This is a genomic window from Mycobacterium sp. 5-140-3-2, assembly GCF_035666375.1.
In the GTDB taxonomy this organism is placed as follows: Bacteria; Actinomycetota; Actinomycetes; order Mycobacteriales; family Mycobacteriaceae; genus Mycobacterium; species Mycobacterium intracellulare.
In genome coordinates this window covers 280,897-306,093 of the sequence record NZ_CP142025.1, presented here as the reverse complement: position 1 = coordinate 306,093, position 25,197 = coordinate 280,897, and the positions used below count along the sequence as shown (strand labels likewise).

Annotated in this window: 23 protein-coding genes and 1 tRNA gene; 8 read left to right on the top strand and 16 right to left on the bottom strand. The window is 67.1% G+C overall.

Annotation, left to right across the window (positions count from 1 at the left end):
- Both P6281_RS01505 and P6281_RS01500 read left to right on the top strand, forming a co-directional pair.
- Positions 1–3,384 (top strand): pyruvate carboxylase, encoded by a 3,384-nt coding sequence (locus P6281_RS01505; RefSeq protein ID WP_014383661.1) that lies wholly within the window; start codon positions 1–3, stop codon positions 3,382–3,384.
- 99 nt (positions 3,385–3,483) lie between these two features.
- Positions 3,484–4,566: an IS110 family transposase gene (locus tag P6281_RS01500; RefSeq protein ID WP_438362663.1), complete on the top strand. Its 1,083-nt coding sequence runs from the start codon at positions 3,484–3,486 to the stop codon at positions 4,564–4,566.
- A gap of 486 nt (positions 4,567–5,052) precedes the next feature.
- On the opposite strand, the gene P6281_RS01495 is transcribed toward P6281_RS01500, so the two are convergent.
- From P6281_RS01495 to P6281_RS01485, 3 genes are read right to left on the bottom strand one after another with little or no spacing between them, the layout of a single operon-like run.
- On the bottom strand, positions 5,053–5,967 hold the full coding sequence (locus tag P6281_RS01495; protein ID WP_201358632.1) for an HpcH/HpaI aldolase/citrate lyase family protein: 915 nt from the start codon (positions 5,965–5,967) through the stop codon (positions 5,053–5,055).
- Between the two features lie 18 nt (positions 5,968–5,985).
- Positions 5,986–7,170, bottom strand: coding sequence for a CaiB/BaiF CoA transferase family protein (locus P6281_RS01490; protein ID WP_014378888.1), 1,185 nt, complete (start codon positions 7,168–7,170; stop codon positions 5,986–5,988).
- Entirely contained in the window at positions 7,163–8,527 is a 1,365-nt protein-coding gene (locus P6281_RS01485) for an LLM class flavin-dependent oxidoreductase (RefSeq protein ID WP_042910480.1), read from the bottom strand. The genes P6281_RS01490 and P6281_RS01485 overlap by 8 nt, the downstream gene beginning before the upstream one ends.
- A gap of 67 nt (positions 8,528–8,594) precedes the next feature.
- Between P6281_RS01485 and P6281_RS01480 the strand changes: the two genes are divergently transcribed.
- Positions 8,595–9,254 (top strand): GntR family transcriptional regulator, encoded by a 660-nt coding sequence (locus P6281_RS01480; protein ID WP_008263165.1) that lies wholly within the window; start codon positions 8,595–8,597, stop codon positions 9,252–9,254.
- Here the strand turns inward: P6281_RS01480 and P6281_RS01475 are convergent.
- The 4 genes from P6281_RS01475 to P6281_RS01460 form a co-directional block, all read right to left on the bottom strand.
- Positions 9,251–10,201 (bottom strand): LLM class flavin-dependent oxidoreductase, encoded by a 951-nt coding sequence (locus tag P6281_RS01475; RefSeq protein WP_008263164.1) that lies wholly within the window; start codon positions 10,199–10,201, stop codon positions 9,251–9,253. The two genes, P6281_RS01480 and P6281_RS01475, sit on opposite strands and share 4 nt — an antisense overlap.
- 1 nt (position 10,202) lies before the next feature.
- A complete protein-coding gene (locus P6281_RS01470) occupies positions 10,203–11,441 on the bottom strand; it encodes an MBL fold metallo-hydrolase (protein ID WP_038534818.1) in 1,239 nt (412 codons plus the stop codon).
- 14 nt (positions 11,442–11,455) lie between these two features.
- Positions 11,456–12,727, bottom strand: coding sequence for a sulfotransferase family protein (locus tag P6281_RS01465; RefSeq protein ID WP_324738588.1), 1,272 nt, complete (start codon positions 12,725–12,727; stop codon positions 11,456–11,458).
- A gap of 100 nt (positions 12,728–12,827) precedes the next feature.
- Positions 12,828–13,214, bottom strand: a complete 387-nt coding sequence (locus P6281_RS01460) for a DUF2237 family protein (protein ID WP_008263157.1) — start codon at positions 13,212–13,214, stop codon at positions 12,828–12,830.
- A 127-nt stretch (positions 13,215–13,341) separates the two neighbouring features.
- Here P6281_RS01460 and P6281_RS01455 point away from each other — a divergent pair, with 127 nt between their 5' ends.
- The 4 genes from P6281_RS01455 (at position 13,342) to P6281_RS01440 (ending at position 18,090) form a co-directional block, all read left to right on the top strand.
- The gene (locus P6281_RS01455) at positions 13,342–13,827 is read left to right on the top strand and encodes an NINE protein (RefSeq protein ID WP_008263155.1); all 486 of its coding nucleotides are present in this window, start codon (positions 13,342–13,344) and stop codon (positions 13,825–13,827) included.
- Positions 13,828–14,083: 256 nt separating this feature from the next.
- Entirely contained in the window at positions 14,084–15,217 is a 1,134-nt protein-coding gene (locus tag P6281_RS01450) for a cellulase family glycosylhydrolase (RefSeq protein WP_014381647.1), read from the top strand.
- A gap of 137 nt (positions 15,218–15,354) precedes the next feature.
- Complete coding sequence (locus P6281_RS01445) at positions 15,355–16,968, top strand: putative alpha/beta hydrolase (protein WP_201407360.1); 1,614 nt, start codon at positions 15,355–15,357, stop codon at positions 16,966–16,968.
- 591 nt (positions 16,969–17,559) lie between these two features.
- Positions 17,560–18,090: a hypothetical protein gene (locus tag P6281_RS01440; protein WP_324738587.1), complete on the top strand. Its 531-nt coding sequence runs from the start codon at positions 17,560–17,562 to the stop codon at positions 18,088–18,090.
- Between the two features lie 59 nt (positions 18,091–18,149).
- On the opposite strand, the gene P6281_RS01435 is transcribed toward P6281_RS01440, so the two are convergent.
- The 5 genes from P6281_RS01435 to P6281_RS01415 all read right to left on the bottom strand — a co-directional run bounded on the left by P6281_RS01435 (position 18,150) and on the right by P6281_RS01415 (position 21,066).
- Positions 18,150–18,623, bottom strand: coding sequence for a CAP domain-containing protein (locus P6281_RS01435; RefSeq protein WP_026071064.1), 474 nt, complete (start codon positions 18,621–18,623; stop codon positions 18,150–18,152).
- A gap of 131 nt (positions 18,624–18,754) precedes the next feature.
- Positions 18,755–19,759, bottom strand: a complete 1,005-nt coding sequence (locus P6281_RS01430) for a glycoside hydrolase family 6 protein (RefSeq protein ID WP_014378884.1) — start codon at positions 19,757–19,759, stop codon at positions 18,755–18,757.
- Between the two features lie 119 nt (positions 19,760–19,878).
- A tRNA-Ser gene (locus P6281_RS01425) sits at positions 19,879–19,968 on the bottom strand.
- Positions 19,969–19,997: 29 nt separating this feature from the next.
- Positions 19,998–20,456, bottom strand: a complete 459-nt coding sequence (locus P6281_RS01420) for a nucleoside deaminase (protein WP_008263147.1) — start codon at positions 20,454–20,456, stop codon at positions 19,998–20,000.
- An 85-nt stretch (positions 20,457–20,541) separates the two neighbouring features.
- Complete coding sequence (locus P6281_RS01415) at positions 20,542–21,066, bottom strand: tRNA adenosine deaminase-associated protein (protein ID WP_026071065.1); 525 nt, start codon at positions 21,064–21,066, stop codon at positions 20,542–20,544.
- 129 nt (positions 21,067–21,195) lie between these two features.
- Here P6281_RS01415 and P6281_RS01410 point away from each other — a divergent pair, with 129 nt between their 5' ends.
- Complete coding sequence (locus P6281_RS01410; RefSeq protein ID WP_162130203.1) at positions 21,196–22,140, top strand: prephenate dehydrogenase; 945 nt, start codon at positions 21,196–21,198, stop codon at positions 22,138–22,140.
- On the opposite strand, the gene P6281_RS01405 is transcribed toward P6281_RS01410, so the two are convergent.
- The 4 genes from P6281_RS01405 to P6281_RS01390 are packed head-to-tail and all read right to left on the bottom strand — an operon-like array spanning position 22,103 to position 25,196.
- Positions 22,103–22,702 carry a putative glycolipid-binding domain-containing protein gene (locus P6281_RS01405; RefSeq protein ID WP_008263137.1) on the bottom strand — a complete coding sequence of 200 codons (600 nt, stop codon included), beginning with the start codon at positions 22,700–22,702 and terminating at the stop codon, positions 22,103–22,105. The genes P6281_RS01410 and P6281_RS01405 overlap by 38 nt on opposite strands.
- Positions 22,703–23,419: an ABC transporter permease gene (locus P6281_RS01400; protein ID WP_009956728.1), complete on the bottom strand. Its 717-nt coding sequence runs from the start codon at positions 23,417–23,419 to the stop codon at positions 22,703–22,705.
- On the bottom strand, positions 23,416–24,102 hold the full coding sequence (locus tag P6281_RS01395) for an ABC transporter permease (protein WP_008263134.1): 687 nt from the start codon (positions 24,100–24,102) through the stop codon (positions 23,416–23,418). The genes P6281_RS01400 and P6281_RS01395 overlap by 4 nt, the downstream gene beginning before the upstream one ends.
- Positions 24,102–25,196 carry an ABC transporter ATP-binding protein gene (locus tag P6281_RS01390; RefSeq protein WP_014378880.1) on the bottom strand — a complete coding sequence of 365 codons (1,095 nt, stop codon included), beginning with the start codon at positions 25,194–25,196 and terminating at the stop codon, positions 24,102–24,104. Before P6281_RS01390 ends, P6281_RS01395 begins: the two co-directional genes overlap by 1 nt.
- Position 25,197 lies beyond the last annotated feature (1 nt).

Here is a 25,197-nt window from a genome sequence, read left to right as displayed (position 1 = left end):
GTGTTGACGAAAGTCCTGGTCGCCAATCGCGGTGAGATCGCGATCCGCGCCTTCCGCGCCGCCTACGAACTGGAAATGGCCACCGTGGCGGTCTACCCCTACGAGGACCGCAATTCGGTGCACCGGCTCAAGGCCGACGAGTCGTACCAGATCGGTGAGGAGGGCCACCCGGTCCGCGCCTACCTGTCGGTCGACGACATCGTCGCCACGGCGCAGGCGTGCGGGGCGGACGCCATCTACCCGGGCTACGGGTTCCTGTCCGAGAACCCGGACCTGGCGGCGGCGTGCGCGGCCGCGGGCATCACGTTCGTCGGCCCGAGCGCCGAGGTGCTCGAGCTCACCGGCAACAAGGCGCGCGCGATCGCGGCGGCGCGGGCGGCGGGCCTGCCGGTGCTGGCGTCCTCGGCGCCCTCGACATCGGTGGACGAGCTGGTGACAGCCGCCGAGTCGATGACATTTCCGCTGTTCGTCAAGGCGGTCGCCGGTGGTGGCGGCCGCGGGATGCGCCGGGTCACCGACCCCGCGGCGCTGCCGGAGGCGATCGAGGCGGCCAGCCGGGAGGCCGAATCCGCCTTCGGGGATGCCTCGGTGTTTCTCGAACAGGCGGTGATCAACCCGCGCCACATCGAGGTCCAGATCCTGGCGGACAACCACGGCAACGTGATCCACCTCTACGAACGGGACTGCAGCGTGCAGCGGCGGCACCAGAAGGTGATCGAGATCGCCCCGGCGCCGAACCTGGATCCACAACTGCGCGAACGTATTTGCGCCGACGCGGTGGCGTTCGCGCAAAGCATCGGCTACACCTGCGCGGGCACGGTCGAGTTCTTGCTCGACGAACGCGGCAATCACGTGTTCATCGAGATGAATCCCCGCATCCAGGTGGAGCACACGGTGACCGAGGAGATCACCGACGTCGACCTGGTGTCCGCCCAGCTGCGCATCGCGTCCGGTCAAACGCTGGAAGAGATTGGCCTGCACCAGGGTTCGATCGTCCCGCACGGCGCGGCGCTGCAATGCCGCATCACCACCGAAGACCCGGCGAACGGTTTCCGCCCGGACACCGGCCGCATCACCGCCTACCGCACCCCGGGCGGCGCGGGAATACGACTGGACGGCGGCACCACCCTGGGCGCGGAGATCAGCGCGCATTTCGACTCGATGCTGATCAAGCTCAGTTGCCGGGGCCGCGACTTCCCCACCGCGGTGCGCCGCGCCCGGCGGGCGGTCGCGGAGTTCCGCATCCGCGGTGTGTCGACGAATATCCCCTTCCTGCAAGCGGTCCTGGACGACCCCGACTTCCAGGCCGGGCGCATCACCACGTCGTTCATCGAGGAACGCCCGCAGCTGCTCACCGCGCGCAGCTCGGCCGACCGCGGCACCAAGATCCTCAACTACCTGGCCGACGTCACCGTCAACAAGCCCCACGGTGAGCGCCCGTCAACGGTGTACCCGCACGACAAGCTGCCCGACATCGACCTGTCGACCGACCCACCCGCGGGCTCCAAGCAGCGTCTGACCGAACTCGGACCCCAGCGATTCGCGGCCTGGCTCCGCGAGTCGCGCGGCGTCGCCGTCACGGACACCACGTTCCGCGACGCGCACCAGTCGCTGCTGGCGACCCGCGTCCGCACCAGCGGCCTGATCAAGGTCGCGCCCTACCTCGCGCGGACCATGCCGCAACTGTTGTCGGTGGAGTGCTGGGGCGGCGCAACTTACGATGTGGCGCTGCGGTTCTTGAAGGAGGACCCCTGGGAGCGGCTGGCGGCGCTGCGGGAGGCGATGCCCAACATCTGCCTGCAGATGCTGCTGCGCGGACGCAACACCGTCGGCTACACGCCCTATCCGGAGACGGTGACGACGGCGTTCGTCGAGGAGGCGACGGCCACCGGCATCGACATCTTCCGGATCTTCGACGCGTTGAACAACGTCGACTCGATGCGCCCGGCCATCGACGCGGTGCGCGACACCGGGGCGGCGGTGGCCGAGGTGGCGATGTCCTACACCGGGGATCTCAGCGATCCGGCCGAAAAGCTTTACACGCTCGACTATTACCTCAAGTTGGCCGAACAGATCGTCGAAGCGGGCGCGCACGTCCTGGCGATCAAGGACATGGCCGGGTTGTTACGCGCGCCGGCCGCCGCGACGCTGGTCTCGGCGCTCAAATCCCGGTTCGACCTGCCGGTGCACGTGCATACCCACGACACCCCGGGCGGACAACTCGCGAGCTACGTGGCGGCCTGGCACGCGGGGGCCGACGCCGTCGACGGTGCCGCTGCCCCGCTCGCGGGGACCACCAGCCAGCCCGCGCTGTCATCGATCGTGGCCGCCGCCGCCAACACCGACTACGACACCGGGTTGTCGCTGCCGGCGGTGTGCGACCTGGAACCGTACTGGGAGGCGCTGCGAAAGGTGTACGCGCCGTTCGAATCCGGGCTGCCGTCCCCGACGGGCCGCGTCTACCACCACGAGATCCCCGGTGGCCAACTGTCGAACCTGCGCCAGCAGGCCATCGCGCTGGGGCTCGGCGACCGGTTCGAGGACATCGAAAACGCCTACGCCGGCGCCGACGCCATCCTCGGGCACCTCGTCAAGGTCACGCCGTCGAGCAAGGTGGTCGGCGACCTGGCGCTGGCGCTGGTCGGGGCCGGCGTCAGCGCGCAAGACTTCGCCGAAGATCCCGCGCGCTATGACATCCCGGATTCGGTGATCGGGTTCCTGCGCGGCGAACTCGGCGATCCGCCCGGCGGCTGGCCGGAGCCGTTGCGTACCAAGGCGTTAGACGGCCGCGGCCCGGCCAAGCCCGAGCAGCCGCTGACGGCCGACGATGAAAAGGCGTTGGCCACACCGGGCGCCGAACGGCAGGCGGCGCTGAACCGGCTGCTGTTCCCCGGGCCGGCCAGAGAGCTCGAGGACCACCGCGAGGCCTACGGCGACACCTCCGGATTGAGCGCCAACCAGTTCTTCTACGGGCTGCGCCAGGGGGACGAGCATCGCGTGGAGCTGGAGCGCGGTGTGGAGCTGCTGATCGGGTTGGAGGCCATCTCCGACCCCGACGAACGCGGCATGCGCACCGTGATGTGCATCCTCAACGGTCAGCTGCGGCCCGTCGTGGTGCGCGACCGCAGCATCGCCACCGACGTCCCGGCCGCCGAGAAGGCCGACCGCGCCAATCCCGATCACGTCGCCGCCCCCTTTGCCGGCGTCGTCACGGTCACCGCCGAGGTCGGCGAGGAGGTCGAGGCCGGCCAGACGATCGCGACGATCGAGGCCATGAAGATGGAGGCCGCCGTCACCACCCCCAAGGCCGGCAAGGTCGCGCGAATCGCGGTGTCGCGCACCGCACAAGTCGAGGGCGGCGACCTCCTGGTGGTGATCGACTAGACGGTATGAGGAGGCTGGGGCCTCGCCACATGTGAACGTGGGTTGCTGTCAGGAAGTTGGTCCTGGCCAGTAGAGCCACAGATGTGGATGGAGGCCCCAGTGAAGATTCAGCGTACGAGTGTTGGGTTGGATGTGCACGCCCGATCGGTGGTCGGGTGTGGGTTGGATGGGGATACCGGGGAGGTATTCGAGCGGCGGTTGACCCCCGACCGTGGTGAGATCGCAGCATGGCTAAGGGATCTTCCGGGCCCGGTGGCGGTGACCTATGAGGCGGGTCCGACCGGGTTCGGGTTAGCCCGGGCGTTGGATGCCGCGGGCATCGCCTGTGTGGTGGCTGCGCCATCGAAGTTGATTCGCCCGACGGGTGACCGAGTCAAAACCGATGCCCGCGACGCCGCGCATCTGGCGCGGTTGTTGCATCTGGGCCAGATCACCGAAGTGACGGTTCCCAGCATCGAGCAGGAAGCGGCGCGGGATTTGGTGCGGGCCCGCGAGGATGTCCGTGGGGATTTGATGTCTGCTCGGCATCGACTGTCGAAACTGTTGTTGCGCCAGGGGATCGTCTATTGCGGTGGACGAGCCTGGATCCGTGAGCATCAGCGGTGGTTGCGTCGGCAGCGGTTCGACAGTGCCGCGCTGCAGCTGGCCTACGACACCGCTTTCGACGCGATGCTGGCCACCCTCGAGCGCCGGGAGCGCCTCGATACCGCGATCGCCGAGATGGCCGCTGATTCGCGGTTCACCCCGGTGGTGACCCGGCTGGGGTGTCTGCGCGGGGTGTCCACGCTGACCGCGTTCGGGCTGGCCGTCGAGATCGGGGACTGGTCTCGGCTGACCGGGCGCAGTATCGGCGCCTATCTGGGGCTGGTGCCAAGCGAGTACTCCTCAGGAGCGACGCGAACCCAGGGCGCGGTGACCAAGACCGGCAATGGTCATGCCCGCCGCCTGCTCATCGAAGCCGCCTGGCATCACCGAGCCCCCTACCGGCCCGGCGCGGTGATGCGCCGCCGCTGGGATGCCGCATCCCCAGCCGCCCGCGCCCGCGGCCAGGCCGGCAACCGGCGCCTGCATGAACGCTGGATGCGATTCGATGAGCGCAAGAAACGCTCCGTGGTGGCCAACGCCGCGATCGCGCGTGAGCTGGCCGGATGGTGCTGGTCGCTGGCCGTCCTCGAGGACTAAGCGGCCCACAAACGTCCAGATGAGCAAGCAGATGTCGGCAAGCGTCTTGGAGTGACCCGCGTCGCCGCTATGAGCAATCACGTTGCACCACAACCGATCACGCTCGACATCTAGACAAGCGGACCGCTCCGACTCGAAAGTCCCGTCCTGCGGTAACCAACCCGCGTATATCAGACTGACACGCGTCGACACGACACGCTCGACACCTCAACGCTCATCTGGTCAACGAAGCGGCGGCCTCGACGACGGTTGCGGCCGCCGCTTCACCCTGCCCCTTGACAAAATGACTCACATATCAGCGGCGATCGCAAGCGCGGCCGCGGCGATCGCAAGCGCGGCCGCGGCGATCGCAAGCGCGGCGTAGCCGGGCGCAGCGGGTCGCCGCTATAGGCCGTAGCCGGGCGCAGCGGGTCGCCGCTATAGGCCGTAGCCGGGCGCAGCGGGTCGCCGCTATAGGCCGTAGCGGGGCGCAGCGGGTCGCCGCCATCAAACGTGCCTGGCCTTGATCAGGGCCGCGCGCGCCAGCGTCTGCTCCGCCTGCTTGACGTGGGCGGCGTCGACCAGGACGCCGTTCACCCCGACGGCTCCCCGGCCCTTGGCCTCGGCCTCCCGGTAGGCGGCGACGTTGGCTTCGGCGCGGGCGATCTCGTCGGCGGTCGGGGCGTAGACCTCGTTGGCGACCGGAACCTGGTCGGGGTGGATGGCCCACTTCCCGGTGTAGCCGAGCAGCGACGCGCGCCGGGCGTCGCGCTCATACCCGGCGAGGTCGCGGTAGTCGGGGTACGGCGCGTCGATCGCGTCGATGCCCGCGATGCGCGCGGCGACGATCACCTTGTTGCGCGCGTAGGCCCAGAACTCGCCCGGATACTCGCCCAGCGGGACGAAGTTGGTGTCCACCCGCGCGCCCTGTGACAGCGAGAAGTCGCCCACCCCGAAGATCAGGGCGTCCAGGCGATCGCTCGCCGCCGCGATCTCTTCGGCGTTGGCCAAACCTTCGACCTCTTCGATCAGCACCTCGAGCCGGATCCGCCTGTCCAGGTTCAATTTTGATTCCAGCTGGGTGAGCAGGACGTCCACCCACCACACGTCGCGGGCGGTGCGGGCCTTGGGGATGATGATGGTGTCGAGGTTGCGGCCGGCCCTGGTCACCACCTCGATGACGTCGTCGTGGCACCACCGGGTGTCCAGGCCGTTGATCCGCACCGCCCGCACGGTGCGGCCCCAGTCCAGGTCGTTGAGCGCGCTGATCGCCTTGCCGCGCGATTCCTCCTTGAACGCGGCGGGCGTGGCGTCCTCGAGGTCGAGGAACACCAGGTCGGCACCGCACCCGGCCGCCTTGTCGAACATGTTGTCGCTGCAGGCGGGCACCGCGAGCTCGGAGCGGCGGAGAAGATTCGTCATCGTTTCAATTTCCTTCTGTCACAACACGCCACGGGCGCGCAGGTCGTCGATTTCGTCGTGGCTCATGCCGAGCAGATCCCCGTATACCTCGGTGTTGTGCTCGCCGAGGCGCGGCCCTAGATGCCCGACCGTGCCGGGGGCTGACGAGAACCGCGGCACGGGGGCCTGCACCGTCATGGGTCCGAGTTGTGGGTCGTCGACGGAAATGAACACCCCACGATGCGCCAGCTGTTCGTCGGCGACCAGGTCGCTGATGTCATAGACCGGCGCGGCGGCCACCTCGTGCGCTTCGAAGGCGTCCATCGCCTCCGAAAGTGTTTTGGTGGCAACCCAATCGGCGACCACGGCGTCGACCTCGCGGGCCCGCGCCAACCGTCGCTGCGGGTCGGAGAAGTCGGCGTCGTCCAGCAGATCGTGGCGGCCGATCGCCCGGAACACCCGCAGCGCCAACGCCGGCGAACTGCCGGACATGGCCAGCCACTTGCCGTCCGCGGTGCGATAGGTGTTGCGCGGCGCCGAAATGTCCCACCGGTTGCCGGCCCGCTCGGGCACCAGGCCCAACTGGTCATAGCCCAGCAGCGTCTGTTCCAGCAGCCGGGCCAGCGGGTCGATCAGGTTGACGTCGATCAGTTGTCCGGGCCCGCCGTGCACGTCGCGGTGATACAGCGCCATCATCACCGCGTACGCGGCGTTCAGCGACGCGACGCCGTCGGCCAACATGAACGGCGGCAGCGTCGGCGGCGCGCCGGCCTGACCCGTGATGTGCGCGAACCCGCTCATCGCCTCGCCCAGCGTGCCGAACCCGGGGCGCTCGCTCTTCGGCCCGCTCAGCCCGTACCCGGTGATGTGCAGCATCACGATCCGCTCGTTGACCGCGCGCAGGCTCTCGTAGTCGAGGCCCCACTTGCGCAAGGTCTGGGGGCGGGTGTTGAAGATGGCGACATCGGCGTGCTCCACCAGGCGGCGCACCAGCTCCTGCCCTTCGGCGCACCGCAAGTCGAGCGTGATCGACCGCTTGTTGCGCGCGATCGACTTCCACATCAGGCCGACACCGTCGCGCTGGTTGCCCCAGCCGCGGATCGGGTCGCCGTGGCGCGGTTCTTCGACCTTGATCACGTCGGCGCCGAACTCCCCGAGATAGGTGGCCACCAGCGGCGCGGCGGCCAACGTGGCGAGGTCGAGCACCCGCAGCCCGTCAAGCATGGGCACCGGCGGCCACCCGGCTGTTCGACGGACGCTGCAGCCCGAGATGGCCGCGCAGCGTGGAGGATTCGTATTCCGTGCGGAACAGGCCGCGGCGCTGCAGCTCCGGCACCACCATGCGCACGACGTCCTCGAATGCACCGGGCAGATGCGTTGCGGCCAAGACGAATCCGTCACACGCGCCGCTTTCGAACCAGTCGGCCATCTGATCGGCGACCTGTTCGCCGGTGCCGACGAAGCGCGGCCCCTGCAGCAGTGTGGCGCGATGGTTGGCGAGGTCGCGCAAGGTGACCGTGTCCCCGCCGATATGGGTGCGCAGGTTCTGCACCAGGCCGCGGATGCCGGAGACCGAGGCGAGCAGTTCGTCGGTCACCGGGTCGTCGAGATCGTGTTGCGCGAAGTCGTAGTTCATCAGCTCGGACAGCAGCGTCAGCGACGCCATCGGATGCACGAGGTCGTTGAGGAACATGGCCTCGCGATCCTTGGCGTGGGCCTCGGATTCGCCCACCACCGCGTAGGCCATGGGGCAGATGCGCACGGCGGCCGGATCGCGGCCCGCGTCGGCGATGCGGTCCTTTTGATCGGCGTAGTGGTTGCGTGCGACCTCGATGCCCGGGTCGCCGGTGAAGATCAATTCGGCCCACCGAGAAGCGAATTCGCGGCCGCGGCCCGACGATCCGGCCTGGATGATGACCGGGCGGCCCTGCGGGGTCCGCGGCACCGTCAACGGTCCACGGGCGGAGAAGAACTGGCCGACGTGTCCCAGCTCGTGCACCTTGCTGGGGTCGGCGAACTGCCCGGAAGCCCGGTCGTGCAGGACGGCTTCGTCCTCCCAGGTGTCCCACAGGCCGGTCACCACGTCCATGAATTCGTCGGCGCGGTCGTACCGTTCGTCGTGACCGAGGTGGGCGTCGACCCCGAAGTTCTGCGCCTCGCTGTCGTTGACGGAGGTGACCACGTTCCACGCCGCGCGGCCGCCCGACAGGTGGTCGAGCGAGGCGAACGTGCGCGCCACGTGGAACGGCTGGTAGTAGGTGGTCGAGTAGGTGGCGCCCAGCCCGATCTTCGACGTGGCCTGCGCCAGCACCCCGAGAATCACACTGAGGTCCAGCTTGACCGGGCGGGCGCCGTAATGCACGGCCTCGCCTACCGATCCGCCGTAGACGCCGGGCATGGCCAAGCGGTCGTCGAAGAACATCAGGTCGAAGCAACCCTCTTCGAGCTGGCGGCCGATCTTCGCGTAGTAGGACGCGTCCAGGTACCGGTGTTCGGTCGCGGGGTGCCGCCACGAGCCCGCGTAGACCGAGGTGCTGCCGGCCTGCATGAAGGCCACGAGGGCCATTTTGTCGGTGCGCATGCTTGAAACGTAACATCTGATATTTCAGATATCAAATGCTAGATCTGTCGTTTGGTATTATGCCCAGGTGGCTTCGACCTCAGGGATCGACATCTCCGGGACGGTCCGAGAGCGCGCCGCCCGGGAGCTTCGCGACCGCATTCTGACCGGCGTGCTGCCGGCCGGCTCCCGGGTCGATCTCGACGCCATCACCGAGGAATTCGCGACCAGCCGCACGCCGGTGCGCGAGGCGTTGCTGGAGCTGTCGTTCGAGGGCCTGGTTCAGGTCGCCCCGCGCAGCGGGGTGACGGTGGTCGGCATCAGCCCGGGCGACGTCCTGGACAGCTTCACGATTCTCGGCGTGCTGACCGGGCAGGCCGCGGCGTGGGCCGCCGAGCGGATCGAGCCCGCCGAACTCGCCACGCTCAGGGAACTCGCCGCCGACGTGGTCGCGCGATCCGGTGACGACTCCATCGGAGAGGCCAACTGGCATTTCCATCAGATGATCCATCGCGCGGCGCACTCCCCTCGCCTGCTGAACCAGATCAAGCAGGTCGCGCGCGTGGTGCCGAGCAACTTCCTCACGCTTTTCCCCGAGCACGAAAAGCATTCGCTCGACGAACATCAACAGCTCCTCGATGCGCTGGGCGACAAGGACGCCGAACGCGCCCGTGCGATCGCCGAGCGGCACGTCTTGGATGCCGGCCGCTCGCTGGCCGACTGGCTCGAGCAGCGCCGCGACGTCTAGCCCGCCAGCGCGGGCAGCACCTTGTCGGTGAGCAATTGCACCGATTTCCACGCTTCGTCGACCGGCATGCCACCGACCAGGGGGTGCATGACGAGCGGCCCGTAGTTCTGCGCCTCGCGCACCTCCGAGATCAGCTGATCTGGAGTCAGGAAGCGGTATCGCCCCGATGCCCTGACCTGATCCAGGGTCTGCACACCCGGAAGGTGCATGAGCGAGCGTTGATCGGTGGACCATCCGCCGTAAGTGACTGCCTCCCACAGGATGTGGTCGCCCAGTTCCGCCCACGCCCGCTCGGGGTCCTCGTGCAGGTAGATCATTCCGCGGTTGATCGGTCCCGGCATGAGAATGAACGGCGCCATGCCGGCCTCGGCGCACAGCTCGCGGTAGTAGGCGGCGATCTCGGGCAGGTGATCGGCCAGGCTGAGCGGCAGCCGGAACCGGGCGGCGCGGCGCGCGGTGGCACGCGCGCCACCGCCGACGTACAGCGGTGGATGCGGCCGGGTCCACGTGCCAATGTCGGACCACACCGCCAGCATCCGCTCGAGCAGGCCGTCCATCAGCGCGCCACGTCGCGTGAAATCGGCTCCCAGCGCATCGTATTCGACCGTGCGGTATCCCAGGCCCACCGTGGTGTGCAGCCGGCCGCGGCTCATGTTGTCGACGAGCGCGATGTCTTCGGCAAGGCGGACGGGGTTCCACAGCGGGCCCAACGCGCAATCGACGCTGGCGATCAGTGTCGAGGTGCGGGCCAAGAACATCGCCGCGGCCATGATCGGGTTGCAGCTCCACCCGTGCCCGGTCGCGTGATGCTCGTCGACACTGATCGACGTGATGCCGTGCGACTCACCCCACTGCGCCAGTTCGAGCGCTGCGGACAGCAGTTCGCCCTGCACGCGCGGATCCCCCTGCGGCGAGGCGAAATTGAAGCGCAGGACCGTCAGCAACATGCTATGAGTTCCTCGCAATCTGGTTGCGCAGCCACGCGCTTTCCCAGAAGTTCGTGCTGCTTGCGAGAAGCTTTTCATGCGCCTGCCGGAGCACATCGCGAGCCCCCGAATGCTCGGCGGGCACGAGCTGGGCGAGGTGGATGGCGTGCAGTGCCCGATCGGCGGCCAGGTGCGCCCGGGCGCGATCCAGGAGCGCATCGGCGCCGGCCAACTCGACCACGTCGGCCGCGACGGCGTCGAATCCGACCGGGTACAGCTCGGTGGTCGACTCGTGGTGGAACCAGCCCGAGTAGTTCTCCCAGACGGCCCGCACGTCCCAGGCGACCTTCCCATAGCCCTGGCCCACTTCGTATTCCGCGGGCAACGTGATCTCGCGCATCAGGGTGCGGACATCCTTTCCGGCATTCATTCCGGCGACCGTCTGATCGTGGATGTACTGGATGGCGTTGCGCAGCCGGGTCAGCTCGGCGTTGATGCGCTCGGCCCCCGCGACGGGCGCGAAGTGACCCGTCACGAGCAGCTCGGGGTGCAGGTCGCGGACCCGTTCCACCGAGGCAATGGCCGTCAACGCGTCCCGGTAGCGGTCGCCCCGCATGGTGACGAGGTTGGGGATGTGCCCGAACAGGGGGCCGAAGGTGTTTCCGCACAGGCAGACTCGCTCCTCGGGGAGCCAGACCACCAGCGAGTCGGTGGTCTCCCCACCGGGCACCGAGATCAGTTCCATCCGCCGGCCGCCGAGCTCCAGCGTCAGCGTGTCCTCGAAGTCGAGGTCGACGACGGGCACGCTCTGGCCCGCCAGCTGCGCGGTCCCCAGGCGCCGTTGGATGGCTTGGATGCCGTCGGCCAGCGTGTCTTTGAACGCGAACGCGCTGCGGCTGGCGCGGTAGGGGATCAGTCGTTCGTTGTCGTCTCGCCACGTCGTCCAGTTCGCTTGCGCGACAACGGTCGTGTCGGGGTCGCGCACGCTGTCCAGGCCGCCGACATGGTCGACGTGGCCCTGGGTGAAGATGATGTAACGCACCGGCGATGAGTCCACGGCGTCGAAGTTGGCGCGATGCACCGGCCCCTCGAAACCCATGCCGGTGTTGACGATCACCCGGCCCTGCGCGGTGGTGAGCAGGTACGAGTTGGACAGCCCGGGCGAGCACCACAATCCCGGGGCGATCTCATCCGCCTTCTCCGCGGACGCCGGGCGCATCGCGTCGGCTCCGGGCCTGCCGCGATAGACGGGTTCGGTCATCGCTGCTGACTCCTTTATTCGGGTCGGACGTCGAACTTGTCGAAATAGAAGCCGAAACGGCCGCGGAGTTCGTCGGCGGAGACGCCGAAGTGCCGTTGCAGTTCGTAATGGATGCGGCCGTGCTTGCCGCGTGGATTGCCGTCCAGGTAGCGCTGGAAGCCGTCGCGCACCTGCTGCGGCAATTCGACACCGCCGCAGTGATACAGCCGCTCGAGCACCGGCATCTCGTTGCCACCCAGCTGATGAAAGTTGACGTCGATGCTGCGTTCGGTGTCCACCAGGTCGCGGTCACGCACGCATGCGCTCAGCAGACGATGCACGCGATCGCTCCAATATTCCAGCAGCCACTGCGGATCAATGCTGTTGCGGCGCAGCCGATCCGAGTAGGCCATCATTGTGATCGCCGATTGGATCACCGCGACCGGGTCGCGGTGCGTGAAAGCCACCGTCGCGTCGGGGAACGTCGCCATCAACGGGCCGAGCTGCTCGCAGTGCTGCGGACTCTTGAGGACCCACGTGCGCGGACCCCGCAGAAAGGTCAGCGCCTGCAGCACCTTGCGCATGTAGGAGTAGTGGCGGGTTTGGTCGAGGCTCAGGTAGTAGTCGCGCCAATCCGGCACCCGCGCATGCCATTCCAGGACATAGGAGGCCAGATCGAGGTCGAGGAGTTCCACCTCCTCCTCGATCGCCTCGGGGAAGCGGTCATGCATGGCGGCCACCACGGGCGCGCTGGCCATCAGCGCTTCGTGTTCTGCTTTGGCTCGCGCGTAACGGGGGTCCACGCCGAACACGTCGGGCCCCTGCCCAAGAGCGGGGATGGGATCCTGGCTCTCCCAGTACGGCAGCGCGCGCCTGCGCGGGTCGGCGGCAATGAGATTCACCAGGTGCGTGGTGCCCGACCGCGGCATCCCGACCACGATGAAAGGCCTCTCGATCGGGATGGATTCGATCTCGGGGTACCGCGTGATCAGCTCGGTGAGCGACAGCCGGTTACGCAGCAGGCGGACGATCCGCTGCCGCAGCGAACCGCGGGTGAGCTGGCGCAGGCCATCGTCGGCTTCGATCGCCGCGACGTGCGCGCGCAGCCGGTCAGCGAAGCCGTCGGCGTCGTCAAGATCGGCGGCTGCGGTCTTTAGGCCGGTCTGTTCGACGGCCTCCGCGAGCATCCGGTCGACGTCGAGGTCGACGCGCTTGGCCTCGGTGAACTCCAGGATCTGGCGCTGGACGTCGGTCAGCCGGGGCGCGGTCAGGTCGTCGAAGTCGATGTCGTCAACCGCAGAACCCACCGCAACCCCTCTTCGACGCGTCAGGTGAGAAAGATGACACCGAGGCTAGACGCGGCGCTATTCCGTGGTTCACCCACCATCCCGGCCAGCGGTCACCCGGCTACAGGTTGGCCAGATCGTCGGGCACGTCGATCTTGTGCGCCTGCAGCGCCTCCAGGGGGACCACCTCGAGGGTGCTCTCGTGCGTGGATGCCAGCACCACCGGCGCCGCACACCCGTCGTGGTGAGCCCGCAGCCAATTCAGCGCGGTCACGCACCAGCGGTCGCCGGGCAGCAGGCCCGGGAACCGATACTCGGGAACCGGCGTCAACAGGTCGTTGCCAATGGAGCGCTGGTGCTCCAGGAACTCGGCGGTCATCACCGCGCAAATGGTGTGCCGTCCAAGGTCCTGAGGCCCGGTTGAGCAACAGCCGTCGCGGTAGAAACCGGTCAGCGGGTCTGTGCCGCACGGTTCCAGCGGACCGCCCAGCACATTTCGATCAGGCACCCGTCCAGTATTGCTCTCGCGGTGGTGAAGTTTGAAGCAATTTGCCGACTGCGCCCAAGGATTTTCCGCGCCGGCGCCTTGGAGCCCGATGTGGACGGCCGGACGGCGGGCGTGTTAACTCGAATCGATGTCGACGCCGCCCAACCCGCCCGGAAATCCCGCCGATGAACCACCGTGGGGATGGCAGCCGCCCGGTTACGGTCCGCAGCCGAATCCGCAGGGCCCGCCTCCGCCACCGCCGGGGTATCCGTCGCCGCAGGGTTACCCCGGGTACCCGGGCTATCCGGGCTATGGCGGGTACCCGGGCTACGTCGACCCGCAGGCGCCGTTCGGCCGTGATCCCGTTACCGGGCTGCCCCTGTCGGATAAGTCCGCCACCACCGCCGGCTTGCTTCAGCTCTTCCTCGGCCTGTTCGGTGTCGGCCGCTTTTACATCGACTCGACTCAGATCGCCGTGGCCCAGCTGTGCGTGGGGCTGTTCGGAATTGTGTTCAGCCTGTTCTGTTTTCTGGGATTCCCGGTCCTGCTCGGCGGGATCATCTGGGCGATCGTCGACGCGATCCTGATCTTCACCGGCAGCGTCAAAGACAACCACGGCCGCAAGCTGCGCTAGGCCCTCCATATAAGAGGGCTATCGGGTTCGGTTGGCCTGCAACGGTTTTGGCGTACAGTCGGGGACATTTTAACCCGGCCGGCATGCACGACGGCCCGGGGCGCGCCGGAGTCGATGGTTACGGATTGGTCACGATGGCGGGTGGGTGCCGACTTCGGCGACCCCGATTACGGTGCGGGAACAATTGTTATCTCAAGCTCTCGCGACGCGCTGAGCAAATCCCAGGGAAATCGCCCCGGAAACTTATCGTCACATCGTGGAACGACGAACGGCCCTGAAACTCCCTCTGCTGTTGGCGGCGGGCGCCGCAGTTACCCGGGTACCCAGGGCCTCCGCGGAGGAGGCGGGCCGGTGGTCCCCCGATCGCGCCAACCGGTGGTATCAGGCGCAGGGCTGGCTCGTCGGAGCAAACTACATTCCCGCGAGCGCCATCAACCAGTTCGAGATGTTTCAGGCCGATACCTTCGACCCGCGGCGCATCGACACCGAGCTCGGCTGGGCTCAGTTCTATGGCCACAACACCGCGCGGGTCTTCCTCCATGATCAGCTGTGGGCCGCCGACCAGCGCGGGTTCCAAACGCGCCTAGGGCAATTCGTCGACATCGCGGCCCGTCATCACATCAAACCGCTGTTTGTCTTCTTCGACTCCTGCTGGGATCCGCAACCCCGCGCGGGTCGACAGCGCGCGCCGCGCCCCGGTGTGCACAACTCGGGCTGGGCGCAGAGCCCGGGTGCCGAGCGCCTCGGCGACCCCCGCTACGTCCCGGTGATGCGCGACTACGTCACCGCGGTGATGACCCAATTCCGTAACGACAACCGGGTTTTGGGCTGGGACCTCTGGAATGAACCCGACAACCCGGCACGCCAATACCGCAACACCGAAAGAAGCGATAAGGAGCAACTCGTCGCCGACCTGCTCCCCCAGGTGTTTCGGTGGGCGCGCGCGGTGGATCCGAGCCAGCCGCTCACGAGTGGAGTGTGGCGGGGCGACTGGGGACAACCCCAGGGCCGCAGCGCAATCAGCGACATCCAGCTCGCCAACTCCGACGTGGTCACCTTCCATTCCTACGCTGAGCCCGCCGGGTTCGAGTCGCGCATCAACGAGCTGACGCCGATGGGCCGGCCGATCCTGTGCACGGAATACATGGCTCGGCCCCGGGGCAGCACCGTACAGAGCATCCTGCCCGTCGCCAAACGCCACAACGTCGGCGCGATCAACTGGGGCCTGGTTGCCGGCAAGACCCAGACCTACTTCCCCTGGGAAACGTGGGATCACCCGGCCACGACGGTTCCGAAGGTGTGGTTCCACGACTTGATCCGGCCCGAGGGACGTCCGTTCCAAGACATCGAGGTTTTGACCGTCCGGAAGCTGGCCGGAAGCCAGGCCTGACAAGCAGAAGCGGGCCAACCAGCCCGCCTGGGCTTTGACCATTCAACGATCGCCGTCGCGCTGCCAGTAGTAGCGTTTATGCCAGCTCAGAAGGGGGCGGCGATGATCGTCGGTGTTGGCCATCTGCCCGCGACGCCATGACGCTGTCAAACCTGAGCGAAGCGGAACTGATCGCGTCGGCCGGCGGCGATCCGTGGGCGATCAACCAGAGCTTGCAGGCCGGTAGCCCGTTACAGATTTCGCAGTTGGCGGAGGCCTTTCATGGCGCGGGTCGACACACCGCCGAAGCCGACCATGCATTCGAGCAAGCGCGAAAACGGTTCGCCGCCGCCTGGAACCATCAGGATGGTGGCCACCCCATCAACGATTCTGACGAAGTGCAGCGGGTGACCAAAATGCTCGGTGCGCAGTCCGAGCAGCTGCCGAAGATCGGTGCTGAATTGGAAACGATCGCCGCCGCGTTGGCCGACGCGCAGAAACAAGGAGCTCGAGAGATCGCCCTGCTGGACAGTGAGCTCCGAGGCCTCGACAGCCTCATGACCGCGATCAAGAAGGAATTGGCCTCCCATCTGCCCGAGTCGGAACGCCAGAAGCTGTTGAGACTGTACGACGACGCGCACGCCGATGCCGTGGACGACGTCCGCGATGCCGTCAAACAAATGACGTCAATTCGCAACGGGTACTCCGACACTCTCCGTAGAGCCATGGGTGCCCTGCATACCGACGGTTACGACCCACCGAAAGCTGTAGACGAGTGGATCGAAAGCCCGCTGAAACCGGGTGAGGTGAGAGACCTCGGGCCGATCGCCGGTACCGGCGGCATTCCCGGCATCCCGGGTATCGGGGCGGCGGACTTAGGAGAAGTGGTCGAGATCCCCGGACAGCCGGGAAAATATCTCGCGATTTTTGGGGATTCGTTCTCCGGCAACAAAGTCGGTGAGGGCGAACACTATCGATCTGTGGCCGTACCGGTGACCTTCGACGCCGACGGGCGTCCGCATTTTGGTGCGCCACTAACGGGCCCTGAGAATAGTGGCCGCGAGCTCTTCACAATGCCGTCGGAGGCGGTCAAGGCCGGAATCAGCGACACGTTGCCAGCCGGAACGATCACCCTGGGCGACAAAACGTACATGATGGTGACCGGCACGACGGGGAACCTTAAGCCGGCGGCTTCGTGGCTGGTCGAAGTCAACGGTGACCCGGGCAAAGGGTGGACAATGGTGCCAGGCTCGTATCGCGCCGCGGGAGAGGCGCCCACCCAGATCAGCGGCTATAAGGGCTCGGACGGCAAAGTCTACATCGCCGCTGATTCCTTCGACCGCAGCCGAGGCATCACCATGTACCGCGCGGATCCTGACAAAGTGTTCAATCGCGGCAGTTGGCAGCCCTGGAACGGAACCGGCTGGGGCCAAGCCGGCGGAGTCGCCACCGCTCCGATAAGCCGCACACCCTTCGGCGAACTCAGTTTCAGGGAGGTCGACGGCAAGGCGGTGCTGTCGGGTTTCAATCAGGGCACTGGAAATGTCGAAGTTCGGGTGGTGGATGAACCCACTAAAGTGTTGAGCGTCGGGCCGACAGTTGTTGCACAGCAGAGCAATCCGCAGGGGCCAAACTTTGTACCCCAGAACTACGGTGGGTATATCCTGCCTGGATCCACGCTGGATAAGCTGAATCTGTTCGTAAGTCAATGGAACACAACGACCAACACCCCGTACAACACTCGGCAATTCCAGGTAAACGCAAACCGCTAATCTACCCGCCGATAGGACCAGAAATGATCAGTAGGACGCTCGCTGTCGCTGCCGGGGTTCTCACCGCGTTTATGACTAGTTGCAACGCTCGCGCCGACGCGCCTGCATTTCCGGACATCAGCGGGTATTCACCCGTGACGGTTGCGGACTACACGATTGGGCTTCCCAACACGGGGCGTGCACCGCTCAACATGGTCTATTTCCTTACCCCGGATGGAATCACGTGCGATTTCTTCTCCGGGGAAGCACAATGCACAGGCAATAATTTTCCCGCGGTCCCGCCAGCCAGCGGGGCCGGCACGGTGAACGCGATTGGGACCGCCTCTGGACTGGCTCAATCCGGCGACCCGATCGCGCCTAACGGCCAGGTCTATGGCCATCCACTCAAGACGTTGCCCCCACTGCATTCCATCACCGTCGACGGCATCATTTGCGGGGTCGATAACTCAGGCACGACCGCATGCAAAGACCCCCAAGGCCGTGGCTTCGTCCTGTCGCCACATGGTTCTGGTTGGCTGCCTCACGTGTGACTGTCAATCAGGCGGTAGGCGACCGCTTCAGCGTCCGACCATGATTCGGAGGAGGTTTCGAATGCCTACCGTCGCACGCCTGACTACTCGATCGTTTGCCTTAATCTTCGTCTTGGTGTCCGTGTCCTGTACGTCGCCGTCGCAACACGCCGTCGCACAGCCGCCCGGCTTCCCTAAGCTCGACGAGTTCACCCCGGTATCAATCGATAACTACATCGAAATTCCGCCGAAAGGATTGCGGTACGCCTACTTTTCGACCCCTTACAACATCCAATGTTGGTTTGAGGCCGGCGAGCCCGTACCGGTGTGGCAATCGCAAGACATCAATTGCCTAGGGGACATGCCGGACGCGAATCCCTGCATGGTCGGCAAAGCAACGGGCGTACGATCAGCACGCACATATGCGATCAGCATGACAGGTAACAAATGTGGTGTGCCGTATACCCACGGGACATTGTTAAACATCGGACAGAAGGTGAACTTCCGCGACGCGACGTGCGTAGTGGGTCCTGACCGCCTCGTCGCCTGCCTGGACACCAGCAGCGGCGAGCACGGATTTGTGCTCAAACCCTCTGGCAGCGTGGCTTTTTAGGGCACAACTAAACCGGTTTGCCCACGGCGGCGATCCGAAACCGCTTGACCCAAAAGGGTTTACGAAGCCGCGAAGTCGCCGACGACGGTCATTTTGTTGCCGTCCCGTGCGGTGGCGAAGCCGCCTGCGTTGAATGCGCAATTCAGGATGATCGCCCGGTGCGGGGGACTTTGCATCCACATGTCCAGGGCCTCACGGGGATTCGCGGCGGATCCGGTGCCCCAGAAGACGATTTCACCCGTGGAGCGGCTCCGATAGCCCGCCTGCGCGATCCGTGCCTGCGGCGACGAGCCGTCCGAGCCGATGTGTCCGCTGACCCCGCTGCGCAGCATGTCGTCGGCATGCCGCTGGGCGGCTTCCGTCAGACGCGGGTCGTCGGTGATCGGTCCGCATCCCTGGCGAAGCTGGTTGACGCCGCTGTACACCGCGCTCCCCGCATCGTCGGCGTGCGCAACGAACCCGTCTGCACCGGAAACAGTAATGAAGGCAGTGCAGATCGAGAAGATTGCGTAGAACGCAACTTTCCTCGTCATGTTTGCCTCGTACCGCATACTGGCTTTATCTGTTTCAGATAACAAAATGTTACCCACTTGCAACCATCGGCGGTCGCGAATAACAGATCCGTTCGGCAGCCGCCGACGGCGAGGCTAAGCCAAAGGTCCTGCTAGTGGCCGGTGTTGTGGGCCAGATCGATGGCGTACTGATTCACGAAGTGGCCCGCCGGCGGATCACCCTTGCCGCACGTCCCGTCGGATTCGCCGGGACGTTTGATCCACAGGTAGGCGTCGGCGTGCGCACCCGCGGTCGAGGCGGTGGGCGGGGTGCCCAACGCTCGGCCGCTGGGATTGCACCAGTTGAGCTCGGAATCAGGCGCCGGTCCGGCACCGTTGCGCGACGTGTCGATCACGTAGTGCGAACCGTTGGTGAGTCCCGAAATCGCTTCGCCGTAACCGATTTCGTCCTCGGTGGTGAAGAAGTTCGCGGTGTTGACGCTGAAGCCCCGCGCGTGACCGACGCCGGCCTGATTCAGCCTGGCGGCCATGTCCTCGGCACTGTGCCAACGCAGGTGACCCGCATCGATGTACACGGCCGCGTTCGGATCCTTCGTCAGCGTGTCGACGGCGTAATGAACCAGATCGAACCGTTCTTGGCGCTGATCACCCGAGAGGCAGTCGGCCATGGCGAGCGCATCGGGCTCGACGATGATCGCCACCCGCGAGGTGCCCACGCCGCCGGCGATCCCATCGATCCAGCTCCGGTAGTCGGCGCCCGACCCCATGCCGCCCGCGGCGAAGCTGCCGCAGTCGCGATGGGGGATTCCGTAGATCGCCAGCACCGGGATGGCGCCGGCGGCGGCCGCGTCGCCGACGTACTTCCCGACCGTTGCTGCGGAACCGCCCGGGACGATCCAGTACGCCTGCGGCGTATTGGCGATCGCGGTCAACTCGGCACTCGGCGGATCGGCGCTCTGGGCGGCGCGCATGGCCGCCGACGTGGGGTTGACGTAGAACGGCGCCCCGTCCAGTGGGTTGCCATCGGAGGCCAAACGCACCGTCGGGGCGGGACGGACCGGCACCGGGTCGCAGACAAGGCCGATGCCGGCGACGGCGGTGATCGTCAGGAACGGGGTGATCCATCGTGCGACTGCACGAGCAGCTGAGAACGTCACCTCAGGAAAATTAGTGGGTCGAACCATCGAGCGCCAACGAGGGTGGCGACCGGTCGGCGCGCGCACGATCGGTGCATCGTGAGAGCACGATCTACCTGCGACGGGGCGCCGGTAGTTTGTGGCGGTGGCGGAGGGATTTGAACCCTCGGACGGTTTTAGCCGTCACACGCTTTCGAGGCGTGCTCCTTAGGCCGCTCGGACACGCCACCGCCGAGCAGCTTACCGAACGGCATGCCTCTCACCCCAATCGCTGGCGGGCGAAGAACGCCTCCAGCGGCGCCGCGCACTCCTGTGCCAGGACACCGCCGCGCACTTCCGGCCGGTGATTGAGCCGCCGGTCGCGGACCACGTCCCACAGCGATCCGACCGCGCCCGTCTTGGGTTCCCAGGCGCCGAACACCAGCCGCCCGATGCGCGACAGCACCAGCGCACCCGCGCACATGGTGCACGGTTCGACAGTCACGGCCAACGTGGCGCCCTCGAGCCGCCACCCGTCGCCGAGCACCTCGGCGGCCGCGCGCAGCGCGAGGATCTCGGCGTGGGCGGTCGGGTCGCCCAGGGCCTCGCGGGCATTCACGGCGCGGGCCAACTCGGTGCCGTCGGCGCTGATCACGACCGCGCCGATGGGCACATCGCGGGGACCCGCCGTCGCGGCGACCGACAGCGCGGAACGGATCAGCTGTTCGTCAGGAATCACCGACCGATCCTGATGGCGGCGACCCGCTGCGCCCGGCTCCATCAGTGGTGGCGACCCGCTGCGCCCGGCTCCGCCGCGCTTGCGATCACCGACCGAGGCGGTCGATCACCGCCGACAGCTGATCGGCGAAGCCCATCTCGCGGGCGATGCGGCCCAGCTGCTCGTCGGCATACAGGTCGGTCTCGTCGAGGATGACCCCCAAGACCGCCTCGGGCAGCCCGATGTCGGACAGCAGCCCCAGGTCGCCCTCTTCGAAGGGATCGGAATCCTCGAGGTCGTCGGGATCGATGTCGGCGTCGAGCTTGTCGAGCACTTCCGCGGCGATGTCGTAGTCCAACGCTGCGGTGGCGTCCGAGAGCAGCAGCCGCGTCCCCGACGGCGCGGGCCGCACGATGACGAAGAATTCGTCATCGACGTCGAGCAGGCCGAAGACAGCCCCGGCGCTGCGCAGTTCACGCAGCTCCGTCTCGGCGGCCGCCAGGCTCGTAAGCGACTTGCGGGCCATTGGAGCACAGCGCCACTGTCCCTCTTCACGCACGACCGCGACGCCGAAGCCGTCCGGCACATCTGCGGACAGGCCCTGGGCGGAGGCCCGTTGTTGTGCTCCCATGGCCGCTTACGGTAGTCCCTGACCAGGCCCCTGACCAGATGGAGCCTGGTAGCGGCGACATCTGACAGCGACCTATCCGAACGGATGTGCCAACCTTGGAATGTGGCAAGCCCTCCTTCTAAGACACCGGTGTGTGTGCTCGGGCTGGGGCTGATCGGTGGCTCGATCATGCGGGCCGCCACGGCGGCGGGCCGTGAAGTCTTCGGCTACAACCGCTCCGTGGAGGGCGCGCAGGCCGCGGCCGCCGACGGCTTTGACGCCTCCACGGAGCTCACCGAGACCCTGACCCGCGCCGCCGGCTCCGGCGCGTTGATCGTGCTCGCCGTACCGATGCCGGCGATGGCGGGCATGCTCGCGCACATCAAGGACACGGCCCCGGCGTGCCCGTTGACCGACGTCACCAGCGTCAAAAAGGCGGTGCTCGACGAGGTCGTCGCGGCGGGTCTGCAGGAACGCTTCGTCGGGGGCCACCCCATGGCGGGCACCGCGCATTCGGGTTGGACCGCCGGCTACGCCGGGTTGTTCGCCGGGGCGCCGTGGGTGGTCAGCGTCGACGACCATGTCGACCCGACGGTCTGGTCGATGGTGATGACGTTGGCGCTGGACTGCGGCGCGGTGGTGGTGCCCGCCAGATCCGACGAACACGACGCCGCCGCGGCCGCCATCTCGCATCTGCCCCACCTGCTCGCCGAGGCGCTGGCGGTCGTCGCCGGGGACGTCCCGTTGGCGTTCGCGCTGGCCGCCGGGTCATTCCGCGACGGGACCCGGGTGGCGGCCAGCGCCCCGGATCTGGTGCGGGCGATGTGCGAGGGCAACTGCGACCAACTGGTGCCCGCGGTCGACCGCGTCATCGAACTGCTGAGTCGCGCCCGCGATTCGCTGGCCCACCACAACTCGGTCGCCGACCTCATCGAAGCCGGCCACGCCGCGCGAACGCGTTACGACAGCTTCCCGCGCAGCGACATCTTCCACGTCGTCGTGGGCGCGGAGAACTGGCGCCAGGAACTGGCCGCCGCGGGCCGCGCGGGCGCGGTGATCAGATCCGCTCTGCCAAGCCTGGATAGTCGACGATGAATCCTTCGTCGTCGACGCTCACCGTGGTGTCGGCGATCGGCGTGTGCACCTTGATCTCGCCGCGACTGCCCGCGCTGCTGTAGCTCACCGTGTCCGCGATGATGGACATCTCGGGCACGTTGACGTAGACGACGGGCAGCGTGACCGACGCCGCCTGCTCGTGCAGGCCGAGCCGCCGGATCGGCAACGCGTTGAAGAAGGGGCTGAACTCCACGTCGACGTCCAGGGCGCCGTTGTAGGCCGCGCGGTGCTCGCCCTGATGGTCGGTGACCAACCACATGTTCTCTTCGTCGCGTGCGAAGGAGAAGACGCGTTCGCGCTCGGCCAGGGTGACGGTCATCCCGAGCCGCTTGGTGGCGCCGGTTTCATCGGTCAACAGGTCGTAGTAGGCGCCGAACGCCGGGTTGGCCTCGGTGGCGGCCGCGACGATGCGGCCGTTGGCCTTGATTCTCTTGCCGGACACCTGGAGTCGTACCGATTCCATCCGGGAGACGTCCTGTGCGCGCCAGGTGAGCATCGCCTGCCAAACGCGGCGAGACGGGTCGGAGGGGGCTGCGTTCACTCATCTACCGTAAGACGTCCCCGCGAACCGCTGCGGAAGTGTCCGGTAAGTGCGTCGCAGGCGGCCGGTGCCCGGCACCGATGCCCACACCAGCAACGCCAGCAGTCCGTCGAGCACCAGCGCCAATGCGGCCACCATCAGCGCCCCGACCAGGGCCAGGTGAAACTCGCGTTCCTTGATCCCATCGATCAGGTATCGCCCCAAACCGCCGAGGCTGGCATAGGCGGCCACCGTTGCGGTGGCGACCACCTGCAGCGTCGCGTTGCGCAGCCCACCGAGCATCAACGGCAGCGCATTGGGCACCTCGACGCGCAGCAGCACCTGGGCCTCGGTCATGCCCATCGCCCGGGCGGCGTCGACGACCGTCGGGTCGACATTGGCGATCCCCGCGTACGTGCCGGCCAGCAGCGCGGGCACACCCAGCAGCATCAGGGCCACCAGCGACGGTCCCAGGCCCAACCCGAACAGCAGCGTCCCGAACAGCAGCACGCCCAGCGTCGGCAGGGAGCGCAGCCCGTTGACGGCGCCCACCACGAACAGGGTGCCGCGGCCGGTGTGCCCGATGACGAGCCCGACGGGAACGGCGATCAGCGCCGAGGCGCCCACCGCGATGGCGGTGTATTCGAGGTGCTCGAGGATGCGGGCCGCGAGTCCGACCGGCCCGGTCCAGTTGTCGACGGTCAACACATACGAGATAGCCCGATCGACGAAGTTCATCGCGCGCCACCCACGACGGGCGCGACGACCGAGCGGCGGCCGGCGGTATCTACGGCGCGGACCCAGGGTGTGGCCAGCCGGCCGGCGCACACGATGAGCACATCGATGACGACCGCCAGCGCGAACAGCGCGATGATGCCCGCCAGGATCTGATCGCTCTTGTCGGTTTGATACCCCTGCGTGAACCAGCTGCCCAGCCCGCCGATCCCGATGACCGAGCCGACCGAGACCATCGCGATGTTGGTCACCACCACTACCCTCAGGCCGGCGATGAGGACCGGAACCGCAAGCGGGAGGTCGACTTTCACGATCCGCGTGATGGGCGGGTAGCCGACCGCGACGGCGGCGTCGCGGGTCTGGGCGGGGACCGCGTCTAGCGCCTCGAGCACCGCGCGCACCAGCAGCGCGGCGGTGTAGGCGGTCAGCGCGACGATCACGTTCGCCTCGTCGAGGATGCGCGTTCCGATGATCATCGGCAACACCACGAACAGCGCCAGCGACGGGATGGTGAACACGACGCTGGCGGCCGCGGTCGTGAGCGTGCGGGCGATCCGCGTGCGCTGCACGGCCAGGCCCAGCGGCAGCGCGATCGCCAACCCGATCACCACCGGCACCAACGACAGCCGCAGGTGCACGATCGTCAGCCACCACGCGTCGTCGAGATGGGTGAGCAGATAGTGCATTATCGGTTCCCCCGTTGGGATTCCACCGCGGCCAGCACGTCGGCGGCCAGCACCCCGCCGATCACCTTGCCGCCGTCGTCGACGGCGATGCCGACCCCCGACGGCGACGACAGCGCGGCGTCGAGCGCCTGGCTCAGATTGCCCCGCGGCCGAAACAGCGATCCCGCCCCGCTCATGCAGTCCGACAACGGTGCGCCGTCGCGGTGCCGCCGCGCGCCTTCGGCGTCGATCCAGCCCAGCGGCGCTCCCCCGCCGTCGACCACCACCGCCCAGCCGTCGGAAAGCCCTGCCCCGGAAAGCGTCTCGGGCGTGATCCGCGCGACGTCGTGCAGCGGCAGTCCGGCCGCGTCGAGGCGTTGCAGCCAGCGATAGCCGCGGCCCAGACCGATGAACCTCGACACGAAGTCGTTCGCGGGTCGCGACAGCAGCCGAGCCGGCTCGTCGTACTGCTGTAACGATCCGCCCTTGAACACCGCCACCCGTTCGCCGAGCCGCAGCGCCTCGTCGATGTCGTGCGTGACGAAAACGATCGTCTTGTGCAGATCGCTTTGCAGGCGCAGTATTTCGTTCTGCAGCTCGTGACGGACCACCGGGTCGACCGCGGAGAACGGCTCGTCCATCAGCAGGATCGGCGGGTCGGCGGCCAGGGCACGCGCCACGCCCACCCGTTGCTGTTCACCACCCGAGAGCTGCGCGGGATAGCGGCGGGCGAGCTTGACGTCCAGCCCGACCCGCTCGAGCACCTCGTAGCCCGCTTTGCGGGCGGCGCGGCGGGACTGCCCCCGCAACACCGGAACCGTTGCCACGTTGTCGATCACCCGCTGGTGGGGCATCAGGCCCGCGTGCTGGATGACGTAGCCGATCCCGAGCCGCAGTTTCACCGGGTCTCGGGTGGCGACGTCGACGCCGTCGATCGCGATGGTGCCCGACGTCGGTTCGATCATCCGGTTGATCATGCGCAGGGCCGTCGTCTTGCCGCTGCCGGAGGACCCGACGAACACGGTCAGCTTTCCACTGGGCACCTCCAGGTTGAGGCGGTCCACCGCGGTGGTCCCGTCGCCGAAGACCTTGCTGACCTCATCGAAGGTGATCACG

Excerpts from the sequence above, each read along its gene's own strand:
- P6281_RS01490 (WP_014378888.1), bottom strand. The coding sequence starts at position 7,170 with ATGCTTGACGGGCTGCGGGTGCTCGACCTCGCCACGTTGGCCGCCGCG.
- P6281_RS01395 (WP_008263134.1), bottom strand. The coding sequence starts at position 24,102 with ATGCACTATCTGCTCACCCATCTCGACGACGCGTGGTGGCTGACGATC.
- P6281_RS01400 (WP_009956728.1), bottom strand. The coding sequence starts at position 23,419 with ATGAACTTCGTCGATCGGGCTATCTCGTATGTGTTGACCGTCGACAAC.
- P6281_RS01485 (WP_042910480.1), bottom strand. The coding sequence starts at position 8,527 with ATGCGCACCGACAAAATGGCCCTCGTGGCCTTCATGCAGGCCGGCAGC.
- P6281_RS01415 (WP_026071065.1), bottom strand. The coding sequence starts at position 21,066 with ATGGGAGCACAACAACGGGCCTCCGCCCAGGGCCTGTCCGCAGATGTG.
- P6281_RS01440 (WP_324738587.1), top strand. The coding sequence starts at position 17,560 with ATGCCTACCGTCGCACGCCTGACTACTCGATCGTTTGCCTTAATCTTC.
- P6281_RS01455 (WP_008263155.1), top strand. The coding sequence starts at position 13,342 with ATGTCGACGCCGCCCAACCCGCCCGGAAATCCCGCCGATGAACCACCG.
- P6281_RS01445 (WP_201407360.1), top strand. The coding sequence starts at position 15,355 with ATGACGCTGTCAAACCTGAGCGAAGCGGAACTGATCGCGTCGGCCGGC.
- P6281_RS01495 (WP_201358632.1), bottom strand. The coding sequence starts at position 5,967 with ATGACGAATCTTCTCCGCCGCTCCGAGCTCGCGGTGCCCGCCTGCAGC.
- P6281_RS01435 (WP_026071064.1), bottom strand. The coding sequence starts at position 18,623 with ATGACGAGGAAAGTTGCGTTCTACGCAATCTTCTCGATCTGCACTGCC.
- P6281_RS01475 (WP_008263164.1), bottom strand. The coding sequence starts at position 10,201 with ATGTTGCTGACGGTCCTGCGCTTCAATTTCGCCTCGCCGCAGGGGGAT.
- P6281_RS01470 (WP_038534818.1), bottom strand. The coding sequence starts at position 11,441 with ATGACCGAACCCGTCTATCGCGGCAGGCCCGGAGCCGACGCGATGCGC.